We start from the raw sequence: 17337 nt of genomic DNA, 5'->3' as shown, positions 1-17337 counted from the left end.
TCAAGATCAAGTTCAGCATAATGTAGCTTTCAAATAAAAATAAAATTTCAATTCGACTCTTTAATAATTAAATTCTCAATAAAAATAAAGGCCATCGGTAGTTTACCGGTGGCCTTTCAGCTTGAAGACAAAGGAGTTATTGCGATGGTTTCCTGGCTTCTTGCGGGAGTCATCCCCAAAGCGACTAGCGCGGTTTTATTACGTCACACTGTGCAAACAGACTTTGTATAAAAGCTGAAAGGACACTGGCAATTAACCAGTGTCCTCTATTTTTTGTTATTTCATTTTACCGAGCTCTGGGAATAAATAGTAGAGCAAATTCATCGTTAGACGCCGGGATTTCCCTTTATAAGGAAAAACATGCATGTACATAGATGGATTAAAGTTTGCTTCAATGATTCCATATGCTTTGTTATCTGAAGCGGGAACTTCAATGTCCTCAATGATTAAATCAAGTCCACTAATCTTTGCGCCAAGAGCAGCAACTGAATCTACAGCTATCTTTTTGTAATCTTCGCGAATTTGATCGGTAACATCAATAGAATCTCCACCTGTACTCACATTAGAGTTTTCACGTAAATAAAGAATTTCACCTTTTTTTGGAATAGAATCTATTTGCTTGCCTTTACCTTTTAACATTAAAATTTCAAGTTCACCTAATTGAATTTTTTCAAGTGGTGTCCGATGATCTTTTCCTCTTAACGGGTCTTTATTTTTTTCAGCAACTAACGCTTCGACTGTCTTTTCTCCATCCCCCGTTACGTTCGCAGGAATTCGTGCCATAACCGCTTCCACTCTATCATTGATAACAAAAAAGCGATATTCAGTACCTGATAGAAACTCTTCAAGTAAAACAGAAGAATCTTCTTTAAAAGCAATCTTCAAAGCCTGTTCATAATCTTCATAAGTTGCACCATCTTTAAAGATTGATATACCAAGACCGTAATTTGTTGATTTTGGCTTTACGACAAAAGCTTTTTTAGCAAATAAAGCATAAGAACGTAAAGCTTCGTCAATGTTATTAAACTCATCACCTAAAGGTACTCGGAATCCTTGCTTTTGAAGAATTTTTTTCGTCACTGTTTTGTTTTCCATGATCAACGTAGCGATATAACTATCTTTACTCGTCATATTACCGTTTTTAACGTATTCAACATGATCATTCAACTTAAGTTTTAAAAATTGATCATGGCGGTCGATAATTTCAACTTGAATTCCTAATTGAATCGCATCGAACATTAACAACTGAGTTGATAACTCCATATCTGTAAATGCAGTTAATTGATAAGGCATATCCCAAGCTTTTTCATGATATTCTTTTGCAATGTTGACTGCTAGTTGACTTTGACTGCTTTGCTGACTTTCTTTATAAAGTCTTCCTGCTATCGTTTTACTAGGATCGTTCAACATTGCTCTTTCAGTGACAAATAATTGATCCGAAACAGATAAATCTAAAGTTTTCACCAATTGCTCCATTTCAGCCAAAATAGTTTCAGCTTGTGCTTTAAACTGTGTTGGCTTTAGTGGATGTTCAAGCGCCACTTTTTCATTATTAAGTTCTCCTTCTTTTACCCACTCGTCATGATGAACACTTTCATCTTTCCATAATAGATAAACCAAAAATAGATTCAGAAATTCTGCTTGTTCATAACTGATTCCATTTTTATCAAAAGGATTAATATCGATATTTCTTAACTCAATATAACCTATACCACGCTTTTCTAAATCTGCAACCTGACTGCCGCCTCTTAAGCGCACAGCTGAGTAGAACTCTTTCTCTTCAACTAATACATCATTTTCCACAAGTGCAGAAATATCTGAGATGTATTTTTTTAAGCTGCTATACGATACTTGAACATTTTCACGATTCACATAACCGTATTTACTGCTTCTAATACTTCGCACCGGTTCTACTAAAGAATTGTCATTAAAGAAATTCTTTTCGCTACTAGGTGAAGCCCCATATAAATAAGTAATGAACCAACGATAATGCAAATAGTTTCTCGTTAGTTTCATGTAGATTTCAGTTTTAAACTGATGAAATTCTGTAACTTCAGACTGTGCTTCAAATAGTGCTTGAAGTAATTCTTCACTAAATTCAAAATTATAATGAATTCCACTAATCATTTGTTTACGACGGCCATAAGATTCAGCTAAAGAATGACGGTATCGAACACTTTCAGCATCTGCTAATTTAGCAATGATAATATCTTCTTCTTTTTCTGGTAGCTCAGGAGGCATACTCAATGGCCAGATCATTTCGTTCTTGTCTAAAGACCGGTAAGCTACCTCATGAATCGACTCTAAGTAGTCAAATAGCTCTTTTAACGTTTCCGTAACAGGTGTGACTAGTTCCATTTGCGTTTCTGCAAAATCCCGTTTTATATAGGGATGATCATCGCTCTTCGATATTTTTTCTGGGTGGTCTGTGTTCACCAACTGACCTGTTAAATCAACTCGTTGACCTTCTTTCTCAAGACCATAACGGGCTTTTAACACATATGGTTTTACACGATCATTTTCTAATAATTTTTTAATATCCACATTATCACAACCTTTTAGTTTACATGCATTCGGTGTCTTTTCCGATTAATTGTAAGTTTTTTTACACAATATAAGCTGATTATACCTTACAGTAGATCTAACTTCCTTTTTATTGCCTATACATTTGTATTGATCTTAAATCCAACTAATTTTTAGAACTTTAATATAATGGAACATCCCTACATTTCACTAGAATGTAGGGATGTTCCATTTTTAACCTTATTTTAAGTGTTTGACATGAAAAGCAAAATGATCATCCAAGAATGTTGAGATAAAGAAATAGCTGTGATCATAACCTTCGTTTTTCATATAATCTACCCTCTGGTTATTTTCTTCAGCATTTTTCAAAAACGTCGATTCATCTAACTGCTCTGGATAAAAGCCATCTTGAGTTCCTTGTGAAATCATGATTGGTGGAGCATCAGTTTTTTTAATCAGTTCTGAAGCGTCCCATGATTTCCAAGCTGCTCGATTTTCTCCTAAATAAGTTGAAAAAGCTTTAATTCCCCAAGGAACTTGTATTGGATTTAAAATTGGTGAGAAGGCTGAGATTGCTTTAAAGCGTTCTGCATTTTTCAATCCAATTACTAATGCCCCGTGGCCCCCCATCGAGTGACCCATAATACTTTCTTTTCCTGAAAAATCAGGAACTAATGAAGATGCAATTCCAGCTAATTCATTTGTAATATACGTATACATTTTATAATGCTCTGACCATGGTTTTTCAGTGGCATCTATATAAAAGCCTGCGCCTTGTCCAAGGTCGTATGCAGCGTCATCCGCAACATTTTCTCCACGAGGAGAAGTGTCCGGAATCATAACTGCTACTTGGTGTTGATCTGCTAATCGCTGGAACCCACTTTTCTGACTAAAATTATCGTCTGTACAAGTTAGGCCCGATAGCCACCATATAAGAGGAATTTCTTTTTTTTCTTTATTGGAAGGTAAGTATATGCTAAACGTCATATCGCACTGTAATGCTTCCGAGTAATGAGTATATTTACGTTGTTCCCCACCAAAAGCAAATTTCGTTTCACTAATATTAAGATTCATCATTTCACTCTCCGTAAGTTAGAATTGTGCGAATCGATTCACCATTATGCAAGAGTTCAAATGCTTTGTTGATGTCTTGGAAATCTAGTTGATGCGTGATGAACGAATCTAAATCGATGTTGCCATCCATAAAGTCTAGGACCATTCCTGGCAATTCGGTACGTCCTTTTACGCCGCCAAATGCTGATCCGCGCCATACGCGTCCAGTTACCAATTGGAATGGACGTGTGCTAATTTCTTTTCCAGCACCCGCGACACCAAGGATAATGCTCTCGCCCCATCCTTTGTGGCAACATTCAAGTGCTGAACGCATCACGTTAACGTTACCGATACATTCGAAACTATAATCCACGCCGCCGTCTGTCATCTCGACGATCACTTCTTGAATTGGCTGATCAAATTTCGACGGGTTGATAAAATCAGTTGCGCCCATTTTCTTCGCCAATTCAAATTTATCTTCATTTAAATCGATTGCAATAATGCGGCTTGCTTTTGCTTTTACCAATCCTTGAATAACCGCTAAGCCAATCGCCCCTAAACCGAATACAGCTGCGACAGCTCCTTCTTCTACTTTGGCTGTGTTTTTCACAGCGCCCATACCTGTTGTGACGCCACAGCCAAGCAAGCAAACTTTGTCTAACGGTGCGTCTTCATCGACTTTCGCCAAGCTCACTTCATTAACGACCGTATACTCACTAAATGTACTCGTACCCATATAATGATAAACGGGTTCGCCGTTATAAGAGAAGCGCGTTGTGCCATCGGTCATTAAGCCTTTCCCTTGTGTTTCACGAACGGCACTACACAAATTCGTTTTGCCAGATAAACAGAATTTGCACTCGCCACATTCTGCAGTATAAAGTGGAATCACATGATCGCCTGGCTTTACGGATGTTACGCCTTCACCAATAGAAACAACCACTCCGCCGCCTTCATGTCCTAACACGGCAGGGAAAACGCCCTCTGGGTCATCGCCTGATAACGTGAATGCATCGGTATGACACACCGACGTATACAAAATTTTGACCATGACTTCTTTTGCTTTTGGTTCTTCTACATCGATTTCTACGATTTGTAGAGGTTCTCCTGCTTTAAATGCAACTGCTGCTTTACTTTTCATTTTTATATTCCTACTTTCTTTTTGTTTTACTTTCGTCTATACCCATGTTCACATACAAAAATGCATTAAACAATACTGACGTTTTTGTCACTATAAAACCAATTTCTTAAGCGAGATACAAATAGAGGTGCTTAAGTCCAATAATCGTTCGTTCATTCAATTCAACCATCGTTGTATTTGCAACTTTACAAGTTCTAGACTTTTTCATATCAATTTCTTTCTCTTTAACTTTCTCATCAGACTCAACTAGTAAAGCACCTCTTTTTTTCATCTGTTCTCCCTCTTTTCTTAGTTTTATATCATCTACACTCATAATCACACACCAAATAATTAAAAACAATACTGACTTTTTTGTCACTATGAGTTATTATTAACACAAAGGAGTGAAACCACTTGGAAATTCATTATAAAGATAAAACTTATTTCTCTGGAAAAGACCTGGCCTTGTCAGCAATCGGCGGCCGTTGGAAAATAGCCGTGATTTGGTGTTTGTTGCATGACTCACCACTGAGATTAAGTGAAATACAAAAAAAACTTCCACAAGCTAATCAACGTATGTTGATTAGACAGTTAAGAGAATTAGAAGAAGATAAAATCGTAACGAGATATGTTTACCCTGTCGTCCCACCTAAAGTTGAGTACAAACTAAGCGAGATTGGTCTTCAATTAGAACCTGTCGTCACTTCTATTTGCGACTGGGGCGATGAATTTAGTGTCTTTGTGGAAAAAGAGGCTAATAAAGCTCCTGCTGAATAATACACTTATATGAGCGGCCAGTGTCTACTCTGTAACTAGACACTGGCCGTTTTCTCACTTTCTTTTCGACCAGTATTTTTTATCGTTCTTTTCTTCAATTTCTATTAATCCAGCCTTTTGCAATACTCGAATTGAAGCAATATTGCTAGTATCACAGCTTGCCACAATATTTTTTACTCCTCGTTGTTCTAAACCCCATTTCACCATCGCTAGTGCCATTTCAGTTGCATAGCCAAATCCTTGATAACTAGGAACAATACTATACCCTAATTCCAACTGTTCTTCGGCCTCCTCTTTTGGCCTAAATCCCATATCACCTATTATTGTATGATCTGCCTTATGTATAATGATTCCTTCCCATTCGACTTCCTTTGGATATAAGCTATATCTTTTAAGTTTATAGGGTATGATTTCTTTATAAAGTTCAGATGGGTATCCATCAGCCACTTTAAAAGCACTTATTTTAGCAAGCTCTAAACTATTTGTGATTGCCGCTTCCATCATATCTATCGTAAATGTGACTAAGGTTAATCTTTCCGTTTGAATATATGGCATCTTTTTTCACTCCTCATTAAAACCCAACTAGAAAGCTCACATAAAAAAATTCCCTACAATCTTACTTTCGTTTTCTTATAGCAAAGTCCTTCTTTAATATTAAAATCTCATCGTTGGTACAAATAAAAAAACTGTATCCCATTCGAATTCCTCGAGTTGGATACAGTCTGTGAACTACAAATTCCTATTCAGTTTCTTCTATCAATTTTCTTCCGCTAACTTAAAAGCTTTGCGGCTTCTCAAACTTAGGACACCCCATAAAAGTATATTAAATGCCAAAATAAAGGCCCCCAGTACTGTAAGACTCAATATTAACGTGTCCGTCCCATATGCTGAAGACATTGCTTCTCGGAACCCTAAAATTGCATAGCTCATCGGAACAAATTCATGAACACTTTGGAAGAATTGGTTTGTCAATTCAACAGGGAACATCCCACCGCTAGAACCTAATTGAAGAACAAGAATAATCATGGCGGCAAATCGTCCGGGATTTCCAAAAGTAATACTTAAAAACATGATTAAGAACATATAAGTAAGTGAAGTGACAATAGAGACCACGATAAACTCTCCAACATGATCGACTTGTAGATGAAAGCCAAACAGCATGATCGCATCCACAATTAATGCCGCTGCAGTCGCTTGGATAAACCCAAGTGAGAATTTGCTGAGCCACCAAGCAAATCCTGATGTTGGTCGTCCAGCTGGTGCATTAATTGGAAACACTAGATTAAATGACAAAGCACCAACGAAAAGTGACAATGATAAAATATAAGGTGCTAACGCATGACCATAGTTAGGCACTTCACTCTTTTTGCTCTCGGTTGCTGTTATAGGTGCGGCAATCATATCGTAATTTGCATCTGATATTAGTGCATTTCCTACATCTTCTGCACCTTCTGAAAGCTTGTCTGCTAGTTCAACTGCACCTTCCTCGAGCTCTCCAATACCATTAACCAATTCTCCTGAACCTTCTTCAAGTTTGCTTGCACCATTGTGCAATTCAGCAGCTCCACCTGCAAGTTCACCTGCTCCGCCTGACAATGCTTGTACGCCTTCTGTTAGACGGTCAGTACCCGTAGCCAAGTCAGCTGAACCTGAATTTAATTTGTCGGAGTTTGCAGCAAGTTCAGCTGTTCCTTGTTGAAGTTGATCTGCTCCTTGTGCCGCTTCTGACACTCCTGCTGTGTACGCAACTGTTCCTTTTTCCAGTTCCTTAGATCCTTGTTGCAAGGAGTTCGCCCCTTCCACAAGTCCCTGTGAACCTGAAGCAAGAGAAGATACACCTTCAGTTAAGGAGGAACTTCCTTGTGCTAAGCGATCAACCGCCGCTGCAAGTTTTGGTAAATTATCAGCTGTTTTATCTACTCCAGCTTGAAGTTTTTTATTTGCTTCTACAGCTTTTTCTGCTCCAGTATGCAAATTTTTCGCACCTGGAATTAGTTGGGCGGAAAGGGCATTTTGAACGGCCGTATAACCACTAAGTGCAGTTGATGCTGCCGGATTCACTTTCACAATCGCGTTATTTAACTCTGCGACTTTGTCTGGCAAAGAACCAAGTGATTGAAACGCTGGAACTAATTGTTTGTTAACATTTGCTGATATTGCCGCCAAACTTCCTTTTAGCTTCTCAATAGTTTCTTGTTGAGCTGCTGATTGGTTTTCTAAGCTGGCGCTTATCGATGCAGTGAGTTCATCTTGTTGTTCTACTGTTAAAGTGTTATAGGTTGGCGTTGCTTCAAGGGCATTAATCGCAGCTTGTGAAGTTGTTCCTTGAAGTTCATTAATTGCTTGTTGTGCCGCTGCCAAATTGGCTTGAATGTGAGAAATGCCTTCCGTACTACCTACAGAAACAGCACCAGTTAATTGGTTTGTGCTTTCTTGAATTGCTACTAGTCCCTGCTGCAAACTAGCTATTTGATCTGCTGAAGGAAGCTGATTATTTAGTGACTCTAGTCCTTCTTGAAGAGCTAAACTACCCGTTGATAGCTCTGAAAGCCCATCTCCTAAAGCTGCTTGACCAGACACCAATTGCTGTATGCCTGATGAATTATTTGTCAGTTGACTTGTTTGCGCTTGTAATTCAAGTAGCCCATCTGTTAACTGCGCACTGCCATTTTGAGTTTCCCAAAGCCCTCGATTCAATTGTTCTGCGCCTGGAACTAGTGAGCTAAGACCTTGTGTCAGTTTTTGAGAACCTTGCACAAGTTGTGGACCTTTGTCTGTCAGCTCTGCAGTTCCTTCAGCTAGCCCATTTATTCCTGTTTGCAGTTTGCCTACACCTGCTGTATACGAAATGATTCCTTTATTTAAATGGTAAGCACCTTCGTCTAATTCGGTTGTTCCGGCTGCAAACTGGCTCACGCCAACCTCTAATTTCTCTGCGCCTTCTTGAAAACTTAAGCTTCCTTCTGAAAGAGTCCCCAGCCCTGCAACTAAGTCGGCAGTTCCTTCTTGCAATTGTACTGTTCCAGAATCGATTTGCTCAGCTCCATCAGCTGCCTCTTCCATTCCTTCGCCTATTGTTTCAATTTGTGTGAATACCGCTTTTACGTATTCTTTTGTCACACTTTCAGCAATTTCTTCTTTTATATTAGTTGTTGCTTGTTTGCTTACGGATTCAATAAAAAATCCACGACCCGGATTGGTTTCATACTGTAAATTCATCGGCTTTGGCTGCTCGTTCATAACAGACGCCGCATTGGCTGAAAAATCTTTTGGAATGGTTAGTATCATAAAATACTTTCCGTCATCCATTCCCCGCTCAGCTTCTTTCGCATCCGTGAAATACCAATCGAGTGCGTCATTTTCTTTTAAATTCCCAACTAATTCATCCCCTATTGATAAGGTTTCCTCTTCATAGTCTGCCGGTATGTCTTCATTTACGACCGCTACTGGTAAGCGATCTGTCTTGCCGTATGGATCCCACGAGGAGCCGAGAAAAAAACCACTATAAATAATCGGGATAAACATCATTACAACCATAGTTCCTAGTAATAATGGTTTTGAAAATAATTGTTTCCATTCTTTTTTCAACATGTTCACTTTTGATCATCCTGTTCTTTGTTCAATACATCACTTAACGTTTCTTCGTTCCAATTTAATATAGGCAAGTTAGACATTCCTAACCCTTCTTTTAGTAGGTCTGCTGCGGTTACTTTAGAAAGATATTCGATTAACAAACGATCTCCCCGCTCAAAAACGTTTTGGAGAATTGCTTGTCCTTTTTGTGCATATTCACCATCTTTAAAAGCAAGTCGGATCAATCCCGTATCCGGATAAATCTTGATTGGACCTTCCATTGCTTCAATAACGTCAAGCATTGTAATGTTGGTTGCGGGTTTAGCCAAAGAAACTCCACCATTATTTCCTGATACAGATACAGCAATCCCTTGCACAACTAGCTTTCTTGTAATTTTCTTCATATAGGAAGGAGATACTCCCAGTCTCTTGCTAATTTCATCTGAAGCAAGTGGTGCACTACTTTCTTGCGTTGCTAATAACACGATAATACAGATTGCTTGTTCTACACCTTTAGTTAACTGCATATATGATACTCCTTTATATCTATTCTGCATATCCATTATGGATACGTAATGTCTATTAAGAAATAATACTCTCTTTTCGAGAAATTGCAATCATAAAACTTAAACTTTTTATAAAAAATAAAAAAGCAGACAAACCGTTTTCTGACGGTTGTCTGCTTTTCAACTTTTAAATAAAAAAATCCATTATCAACTTTGGTCTTCTGCTAACCTAAAACCACTAAATTGCCATCTTTTCTCTGGAGGAAAGAAATTCCGATACGTTTCCCGAATGTGATTTACAGGAGTTGCACATGAACCTCCACGAAGAATCATTTGGTTGCACATGAATTTCGCATTATACTCACCTAATGCGCCTTCTAACGGTTTACTTCCAGGATATGGTGAATAGGCACTAGCAGTCCATTCCCATACATCTCCGAACATTTTTGATAGCGATGAACTTTGTAAATCATCGCAATTTGCCACAGGATGGTAAACTCCATCATCCATCGTATTCCCACGAATAGCAACGCTTTGAGAAGCATATTCCCATTCAGCTTCAGTAGGTAACCTTTTGCCTTTCCACCTGCTAAAAGCATCTGCTTCGTAAAAACTAATATGACTAACCGGTTCATCAAGTTCTAGGTCTTGTATGCCCGCTAAGGTAAAGATTTGCCATTTTTCTTCTGTATCTTTCAGCCAATAAAGTGGTGCTTTCCAATTGTAATCTTTAACAATACTCCAACCATCAGAAAGCCAATATTCCGGTTTTTCATAGCCTCCGGAATTTATAAATTCAAGAAATTCTCCATTCGTCACAGGTTTTGTTGCCAATTTGAAAGGTTCAAGCCAAACCTTGTGACGCGGACTTTCGTTATCAAACGCAAAGCCATTCCCTTCGTGGCCAATTTCGACCAATCCTCCATCAAACTCAACAAACTGCGATTCCTGCTGTTTGCTTAGTGGACGTTTTTCAGTTTGTGCATACGTAGGAAAAAGTGGATTAACAAAAAAGTTGTACTTTATATCCATTAAGATCAATTCCTGATGTTGTTGTTCGTGTTGAAGGCCCATATATATTAAAGCTTCTATTTCTTTTTTTGTTTCACTAGCTGATTCAGCAAGTAGGTTATATACTTGCTGATCCACATAATTGCGATATTCAATAACTTGATTTACAGTCGGTCGTGATAGCACGCCGCGTTGGTGGCGTGGTTGATAAGGTCCAATCGTGTTGTAATACGAATTAAACAAAAAATCAAAAGCTGGATTGAACTCTTCATAATTCGATTTGAATTCTTTTAAAATCATACGTTCGAAAAACCATGTTGTATGGGCGATATGCCATTTAGCCGGACTAACATCTTCGTGGGATTGGATAATAAAATCTTCTGTTTCTAAAGGCTCGATCAGTTTCATCGTAACGCCTCTTATTTCTGCAAAGCGCTCTGCTATAGACGTATTTTCTACTGCTTTCATCGAATAACTCCCCTTACCTACTAAAAATTTTCTACTTACTTTACATGTTAATAAGTTTCTCTATTCTTCAATCAATTCTTTTTCGATTAAAAATTCTCGAGCTACGTCTTGCGGTTGCTCTTTATCAACATCTACTTTAGAGTTCATCGCCAACATTTCTTCTTCGCTGATTTGCCCAGCAAGTCCGTTTAAGACATCTTTCAACTCAGGGTACTCTTCAAGTGTTTCTAATCGAACAACTGGAGCTGCATCGTATTTCGGAAAGAAGTTTAAATCATCTTTTGTCGTTGTCAGGTCGAATAACTCAATTCTACTATCTGTTGTAAATGCAGGAATAACATCTACATCTCCATTTTTCACTGCTTCGTACATAATAGAAGGATCAAAACTTTCGGTAGCCGAAAATTTAAAATCATAAGTGGCTTTTAAATCTTCATATCCATCACCTTGTCGTTCATAAATAGAGTGAGGTCCACCGAAAGTGACATCCTCTGAAGCAGAAATCGCTGCTAAATCAGAATAAGTTTCAGCATCAAAGCCGCTATCCTTAGAGTAAGCTAACGTATATCCATTTTCAAAACCCAACGGTTCTAACCAAGTCGCTCCTAGCTCTTCTTCGTATCCTTCTCTGACTGCCTTAAGTACTTCTTCAGATGATTGACCTGGTTCTGAATCCCGTTTTAATACATCTTTCAACCCTGTACCGGTGTATTCCACATACATATCAATATCACCTTTTTCCAAAGCTGGCGTTAAAATTGCTACTTCTCCTAAACCATCTTTATACTCAACGGTATAGTCCGATTTGGCCTCTATGTACTCACCCAAAATATAAGGCAAAATATATTGCTCAGTCCAAGGCTTGCCGCCAATTACTAGCGGCTCAGTTGCTTCTTCCCCCGAACTACATCCGTACAAAGCTGCTGAAGCGATTAAGGTCATTCCCACTATTTTTTTATTCATGTTTCTTCCCCCTATTTTTCGTTGGTATTTTGATACGACTTTAAAGCATTGAAGCAATATCAGAAGCCGCAGTTGGATATGCAAAAATCATCTGTTTTAAATCATAAGTTGTTAAATTAAATTGAATCGCTAATGCAAAATGATTGATGAGTTCATCTGCTTCTTGGCCAATCAAATGCGCGCCGAGTATTTGGTCGGAATCTTCATCAATGATTATTTTCACCATCGCATGCTTTTCATTTGTACGTTTATAGGTATACCAACTTGAAATGTCTTTTTGCAGAACTTTATAGTTATAATCTTTTTCTTTTGCTTGATCTTCTGACATTCCTACAGCTGCTAATTTGGGAATCGTGAAAACAACTGTTGGCATCACTTTATAACTTGGCGTTTTTTGATTGCCTTTTAATAAATTTGATGCGACTACGTGTGATTCCATTGAAGCGATAGGAGTTAATGGAAGTCCTTCTGTTGCTGCCGCATCTCCTGCAGCATAAACACGTGGGTTGCTAACACTTTGAAGGTATTCGTTCACAGTTATGCCTTCAGATCCGCGTTCTACATTAGCTTTTTCCAATTGTATATTGTCAATATTCGGAACTCTTCCTGCCCCGTGTAGAACAAGGTCACAATCTAACTCTAGTGATTCAGTTCCGTTTTCACCAATGACTTTAAAAGACGGACCTATTTTCTCGATAGATTTCACTTCCGTATTCAGATGAATGTGAATCCCAATTTCTTTTGACCTTTCCAATAAGAGGTCTACTAAATCTGATTCAAAACTCTCAAGCGGACGTTCTCCTCTATGAATGATGTGTACTTCAGAACCTGCACGCGCAGCTATATGAGCAAATTCAAATGAGATGTATCCTCCACCCACAAAAACTAATCTCGCTGGTAACTTATCGAGTTCTAAAAATTCATCGCTCATTGTAAGATGTTCTGCACCATTAATAGGCAAAGATACTGGCTTTGCCCCATTTGCGATTAGTATCTTTTCACTAGACAATTCATCTGCCCCGACTTGAATTTTGTCTTCACTTATAAAAGAAGCTTCTCCGTGAAAAGTGACAATTCCAGCTTTTTGAAAACCTTTCAACCGATTTTCAGGTACAGGCTCTGTGAAAGTTCGCTTGAATTCCATTAATTCGTCCCAGTCTATGGCAGGTGCCTCTATAATTCCCTTTCCTTTCATGCGGTCAGCACCGTCAATTATACTTGCAGCTCCAACCAGTATTTTTTTTGGATCACATCCCCTTAAAGCGCAAGTACCCCCAAATGGTCTTGAATCAATTATCGCGACTTCCCATCCAGCTTTTTTGCACTTCATAGCTGCAGCCGTACCAGCTGACCCTGTTCCAATTACGATTAAATCAAATTTCTTTTGCATTAATGGCATCTCCTTTTTGTAGTTAAACAATAAAATTTTGATAGCTTACTTTGACGGTATATTTTTTAATACCCTTTTCTACAATTTTCACTCTTGTTTTCTCCTATGATAAACTGTCAGTAAATGAAAATACTTTTAATTATTAATTTTTTTAGAATATTCGATGTTCAAAGAATATATTCCTGCCGAGTACGTAAATCTATTTAATATTGAAAATGATCGTCCTTATACGCTGTTTTAACGACCTACTTTTGTACGTATGCTAACTTCTTGTTTTTTCAAATCCAATATTTCAGTTAACGAATAATAATTTTCTTGAATCTTTAACAGCGGCAAACCTTCGCTCTTTTTCTCAATAGGCACGCTTTGAAACAATGCACGATGTTCGAAAATATTATACGCTTGATAAGGAATATTCAGCTCACGTAATTTACTTTCTGCTTTTCTACACTTAGTACAACCTGGTAAGATAAAGAGAATAGAGTCTATATACTGTCTGTTAAGACGGTAAGAGGAGGATTTAATCATGGATAAATTGACACTCCTTTCGCAAATAAATCTTTTTGACGAATTGCCTATGAAAGATATTAAAGTCATTGACAAAAATAGTACGATGACACCTGTGAAAAAAGGCACTCAAATTTTAATACCTGAACAACCGCTTGATGTGTTGTTTTTTCTAAAAAAAGGTCAGGTTCGCTTATATCGAATGACTCCACAAGGAAAACAATTTACAACAGATATATTAATCGATGGAAATGTCTTTGGTGAAACAGAAAACTTTATGCTCACAGATAAAGAAACATACGCCGAAGCGATGACTGACTGTTATTTATGCACGATGGACAAAGCTAAATTTGAAGCCTTTATTCGTGCTACACCCGATGTATCATTCAAACTCATCCAAATTTTATCGAACCAATTAAAAGAAACACACGATATCAGTGAAAAAATAGCTCTTGGTGACATTCGGTATCGCACGCTGTTTCTATTATTAAAAATGAGTGAAAAAAGCGGGAAACGCGAAAAAGAATGGCAAACCATTAATATGAGAATTACGCATGAAGATATTGCAACAATGGTTGGGTCTTCAAGAGAAACCATTTCTCTTTTGATGAGCAAGTTAAAAAAAGAAGGTTTGCTAAAAAAAAACCTTTTTGGTTATTCCATAAAAGCAGACGAAATAAAAAAAATCATTATGGAATAAGATTTTCATTGAAGATAAGTAGTTTTAAATAACTTTAGTAAAGAAAAACCTTTCTCAACCTACCTAAATATTGCCTGGTAGCTTTTGAAAGGTTTTTCACTATAGGTTATGCGTGTTTGTGAACTAGTTTACTGAATACTGCTGCTAAGATTAGTGAGAACGCTAAGTGCGTAACCAAACTCATCAATTGATCACTTGCAAACATTTGTCCAAACATCGGACCCATGCCCATCATGATTGGCATAACAAGAAGTGGTCCTACTATCCAAATGAGCACTCCGTGTATCACACCTAGTACATAATAACGAGATGAGAAAAGTGTCATCGCTCCATATCCAAGACCAAAAATCCAACTAATCATCATATGCATAATCCATCCGACTACTAAGCTTTCACTACCTGCCATTGAAGCAATTACGGTAATCATTCCCATCATTTGCATGAAAATCCCAAACAGGATGCCCGCTACTGTACTACCGATTAAAGCAGCCTTCACTATACTTGAGTAGTTTGTTGCGGTAGATGTTTGTTGTGGTACTACCATTTCTCTCACTCCTTCTTTTCTATTAATTTACACCTATTCTTCAGACAAAAATGTAAGATACCTAACAATTCAGACAAAAAACAAATAAATTTGCTCTCTTGTACATATTTTTGTTGTTTTCTTCTTTTATTTATTCGCCAGATAAATCAAATTAAGTCATCACAATTTCCAATCACCAGATAATATCCATTTTCCACAGTGTATACTTCTTTTAAGGGAGCGGATCATGATGAAAAAAATAGCCTTATCACTTATTACTGGTATTTTATTAGGGACGATTACGACTATGTTATTTTTTGATTACGAAACACCTTGGACTACTTATACATACTTAGGAAATGATTCGCATAGCGAGCCGAACATTACTAAAGCAATTGATATCGATTATTTATTTTATATGACGATTTTTTCTATAGTCAGTACAATCGTTGTTTATTTAGTTTGGACTTATGTAGAAAATAAACGACACGAAAAATTTCTAGATGAATTTCATAAAAATAAATAAAACAATAAAAACCTTCTGAGCTAGTTGTTCTCAGAAGGTTTTATTAGATGAAAAGCTGGTTTTCATCTATCGCTATTCTGTTTTTCTTTTAAACTTTAAATAGTCTCTCCTGGTTTGATAAATTCCCACAAAAGTAAGTATGAGCGATAAAAGTATTTTTACTTCTAGTGATAGTTGTGGGGTGAAAAATAGCATTATTATTACAATGACTGCAAAAAAGCTTAAGATCACAGTTCTTTTAAACTTCCCCTTTACGTCTAACTTGTTATAAGAAAATGGCATTTCCCTTCCCTCCTCTATACGAGGAGAAAATCAATAAACTACTTTCGTAAAGCAATTATTTGGGCTACCGCAGTTTCAGCAGAATGCAGTGCGCCTTCGAGATGGCCACTAAATTGAGCATTGGTTTCTGTTCCAGAAAAAATCAACTTTTCTTTCCATAAGCCCGAAATCGGTGGTTGACCATAGCTTGCATAATTTTTAAATGGGCTCGAGTCTTCTAGAACCGCAGTTTCAGCATCATTGGACCAATCTTTATACAGAATGGCTAGTGGATTTTCAGCATCCCTTCCAAAAAGCTTGACCAATTGATTCGTTACCAATTCCGCGATTTTTTCTTGTCCCATCTCTTGGCGTACTTCTGAAGTTATTCCGAAAAAGCCAAATAACGCTCCTGCTCCATAAATAGGTGAAGCATCATAAATTTCTTGCAGTGGACCTGCTGAACTTAACACAAGACCGGACAATCCAGACTCTCTCCAAAATGGTCGTTCATACACAGCTACTGCTTTAGCTTGAGAACCCATCCATGTCGGTTTTTCCGTAATATCCGCCATAAGTTCTGCAGGTAAAGGGGGTGAAAATTCAATATGACTTGCAACAAGACGAGGCGGCAATGCCATAATGACATGAGCAGCTGTAACTTGTTTTCTCTCCCCCTCAGCTTTTTTTACTTCAACTGTAATTTCCCCTGCTTGATCTAAGAAAATTTTACTGACTCGCGTTTCCAGCTCGATAATAGAAGAAGGAATGGTCTTTGCTACTGCATCTATTAACGACTTCATCCCTCCGGTAATCCGAACTCCTCTTTCATGAACATTTTCTTGCATTAAACAGCGTTCAGGTGGCTTTCTTTGAAATCGTTCAACTAGTAAGTCTCCGTCATTTTGTTGAACAAAAGTTTCTAGACCGAGTTTATTCACAAATTCTGCAATTTTCGGCTCATATTGTGGCCAAAACCATGTTGGTCCAAGATCAAATCTACCTAAATTTTCTTGATTTGGTACAGATGTACTTAAAACTCTGCCCCCTAATCTATCTCTTGCTTCGATAACTTTACAGGCTATTCCTTGCTCAGTTAGCAATGATGCAGCGCGTAAGCCACTTAAACCTGCTCCTACAATAATAACTGGTTTTTGCATACACTTTCCTCCTATTACCTATTTTCAAAATTATATTTTCTACCTTTAGTTTATTCATCATTACTGTACAGCCCATTATAATACATTACCTTTTATTTGATAAAGTTCCTATTTATTTCTTTCTGAATAATTGCTTTTCAGGATTGTTACTAGCCATCTGTTTAAATATTAGATAGCTCTATTTAGTTGACAAGAGCTATGCGCTTTGTTCACACTTAACTTTTCATATTGTAGTTATCAAGAAACGCATAATAGGAATTTATATAGTATAGTGGA

16 protein-coding genes are annotated in these 17337 nt (G+C 37.6%); 3 read left to right on the top strand and 13 right to left on the bottom strand.

Annotated elements, in window-relative coordinates:
- Positions 1 to 276: 276 nt before the first annotated feature.
- The 4 genes from gshAB to MLE13_RS02885 form a co-directional block, all read right to left on the bottom strand.
- A complete protein-coding gene (gene gshAB, locus MLE13_RS02900) occupies positions 277 to 2544 on the bottom strand; it encodes a bifunctional glutamate--cysteine ligase GshA/glutathione synthetase GshB (RefSeq protein WP_240747931.1) in 2268 nt (755 codons plus the stop codon).
- Positions 2545 to 2763: 219 nt separating this feature from the next.
- Entirely contained in the window at positions 2764 to 3597 is an 834-nt protein-coding gene (fghA, locus tag MLE13_RS02895; RefSeq protein ID WP_240747930.1) for an S-formylglutathione hydrolase, read from the bottom strand.
- A 4-nt stretch (positions 3598 to 3601) separates the two neighbouring features.
- On the bottom strand, positions 3602 to 4717 hold the full coding sequence (locus MLE13_RS02890) for an S-(hydroxymethyl)glutathione dehydrogenase/class III alcohol dehydrogenase (protein ID WP_240747929.1): 1116 nt from the start codon (positions 4715 to 4717) through the stop codon (positions 3602 to 3604).
- Positions 4718 to 4823: 106 nt separating this feature from the next.
- Positions 4824 to 5030 carry a hypothetical protein gene (locus MLE13_RS02885; RefSeq protein WP_240747928.1) on the bottom strand — a complete coding sequence of 69 codons (207 nt, stop codon included), beginning with the start codon at positions 5028 to 5030 and terminating at the stop codon, positions 4824 to 4826.
- Between the two features lie 80 nt (positions 5031 to 5110).
- On the opposite strand from MLE13_RS02885, the gene MLE13_RS02880 reads away from it, so the two are divergent.
- Entirely contained in the window at positions 5111 to 5473 is a 363-nt protein-coding gene (locus tag MLE13_RS02880; protein ID WP_240747927.1) for a winged helix-turn-helix transcriptional regulator, read from the top strand.
- Between the two features lie 54 nt (positions 5474 to 5527).
- On the opposite strand, the gene MLE13_RS02875 is transcribed toward MLE13_RS02880, so the two are convergent.
- The 7 genes from MLE13_RS02875 to MLE13_RS02845 all read right to left on the bottom strand — a co-directional run bounded on the left by MLE13_RS02875 (position 5528) and on the right by MLE13_RS02845 (position 13912).
- Entirely contained in the window at positions 5528 to 6028 is a 501-nt protein-coding gene (locus MLE13_RS02875) for a GNAT family N-acetyltransferase (RefSeq protein WP_240747926.1), read from the bottom strand.
- Between the two features lie 201 nt (positions 6029 to 6229).
- Positions 6230 to 9064 (bottom strand): YhgE/Pip domain-containing protein, encoded by a 2835-nt coding sequence (locus MLE13_RS02870; RefSeq protein ID WP_240747962.1) that lies wholly within the window; start codon positions 9062 to 9064, stop codon positions 6230 to 6232.
- Between the two features lie 2 nt (positions 9065 to 9066).
- Positions 9067 to 9573 (bottom strand): RrF2 family transcriptional regulator, encoded by a 507-nt coding sequence (locus tag MLE13_RS02865; RefSeq protein ID WP_240747925.1) that lies wholly within the window; start codon positions 9571 to 9573, stop codon positions 9067 to 9069.
- Positions 9574 to 9759: 186 nt separating this feature from the next.
- Positions 9760 to 11031 carry an ergothioneine biosynthesis protein EgtB gene (gene egtB, locus MLE13_RS02860; protein ID WP_240747924.1) on the bottom strand — a complete coding sequence of 424 codons (1272 nt, stop codon included), beginning with the start codon at positions 11029 to 11031 and terminating at the stop codon, positions 9760 to 9762.
- Positions 11032 to 11091: 60 nt separating this feature from the next.
- Complete coding sequence (locus MLE13_RS02855; protein ID WP_240747923.1) at positions 11092 to 11994, bottom strand: glycine betaine ABC transporter substrate-binding protein; 903 nt, start codon at positions 11992 to 11994, stop codon at positions 11092 to 11094.
- A 40-nt stretch (positions 11995 to 12034) separates the two neighbouring features.
- On the bottom strand, positions 12035 to 13384 hold the full coding sequence (locus MLE13_RS02850; protein ID WP_240747922.1) for a dihydrolipoyl dehydrogenase family protein: 1350 nt from the start codon (positions 13382 to 13384) through the stop codon (positions 12035 to 12037).
- Between the two features lie 237 nt (positions 13385 to 13621).
- Positions 13622 to 13912, bottom strand: a complete 291-nt coding sequence (locus MLE13_RS02845) for a glutaredoxin domain-containing protein (protein WP_240747921.1) — start codon at positions 13910 to 13912, stop codon at positions 13622 to 13624.
- On the opposite strand from MLE13_RS02845, the gene MLE13_RS02840 reads away from it, so the two are divergent.
- The gene (locus tag MLE13_RS02840; RefSeq protein WP_240747920.1) at positions 13911 to 14591 is read left to right on the top strand and encodes a Crp/Fnr family transcriptional regulator; all 681 of its coding nucleotides are present in this window, start codon (positions 13911 to 13913) and stop codon (positions 14589 to 14591) included. The genes MLE13_RS02845 and MLE13_RS02840 overlap by 2 nt on opposite strands.
- 106 nt (positions 14592 to 14697) lie before the next feature.
- Here MLE13_RS02840 and MLE13_RS02835 read toward each other — a convergent pair whose 3' ends face one another.
- Positions 14698 to 15135: a hypothetical protein gene (locus MLE13_RS02835; protein ID WP_240747919.1), complete on the bottom strand. Its 438-nt coding sequence runs from the start codon at positions 15133 to 15135 to the stop codon at positions 14698 to 14700.
- Positions 15136 to 15361: 226 nt separating this feature from the next.
- Between MLE13_RS02835 and MLE13_RS02830 the strand changes: the two genes are divergently transcribed.
- Positions 15362 to 15640, top strand: a complete 279-nt coding sequence (locus tag MLE13_RS02830; protein WP_240747918.1) for a hypothetical protein — start codon at positions 15362 to 15364, stop codon at positions 15638 to 15640.
- 320 nt (positions 15641 to 15960) lie between these two features.
- Here the strand turns inward: MLE13_RS02830 and MLE13_RS02825 are convergent, their stop codons facing one another.
- Positions 15961 to 17061 (bottom strand): flavin monoamine oxidase family protein, encoded by a 1101-nt coding sequence (locus MLE13_RS02825; RefSeq protein WP_240747917.1) that lies wholly within the window; start codon positions 17059 to 17061, stop codon positions 15961 to 15963.
- Positions 17062 to 17337: the final 276 nt, after the last annotated feature.

It is taken from the genome of Planococcus halocryophilus, from assembly GCF_022489025.1.
Taxonomy (GTDB): Bacteria; Bacillota; Bacilli; order Bacillales_A; family Planococcaceae; genus Planococcus; species Planococcus halocryophilus_A.
This window is presented reverse-complemented; position numbering and strand designations above follow the sequence as displayed.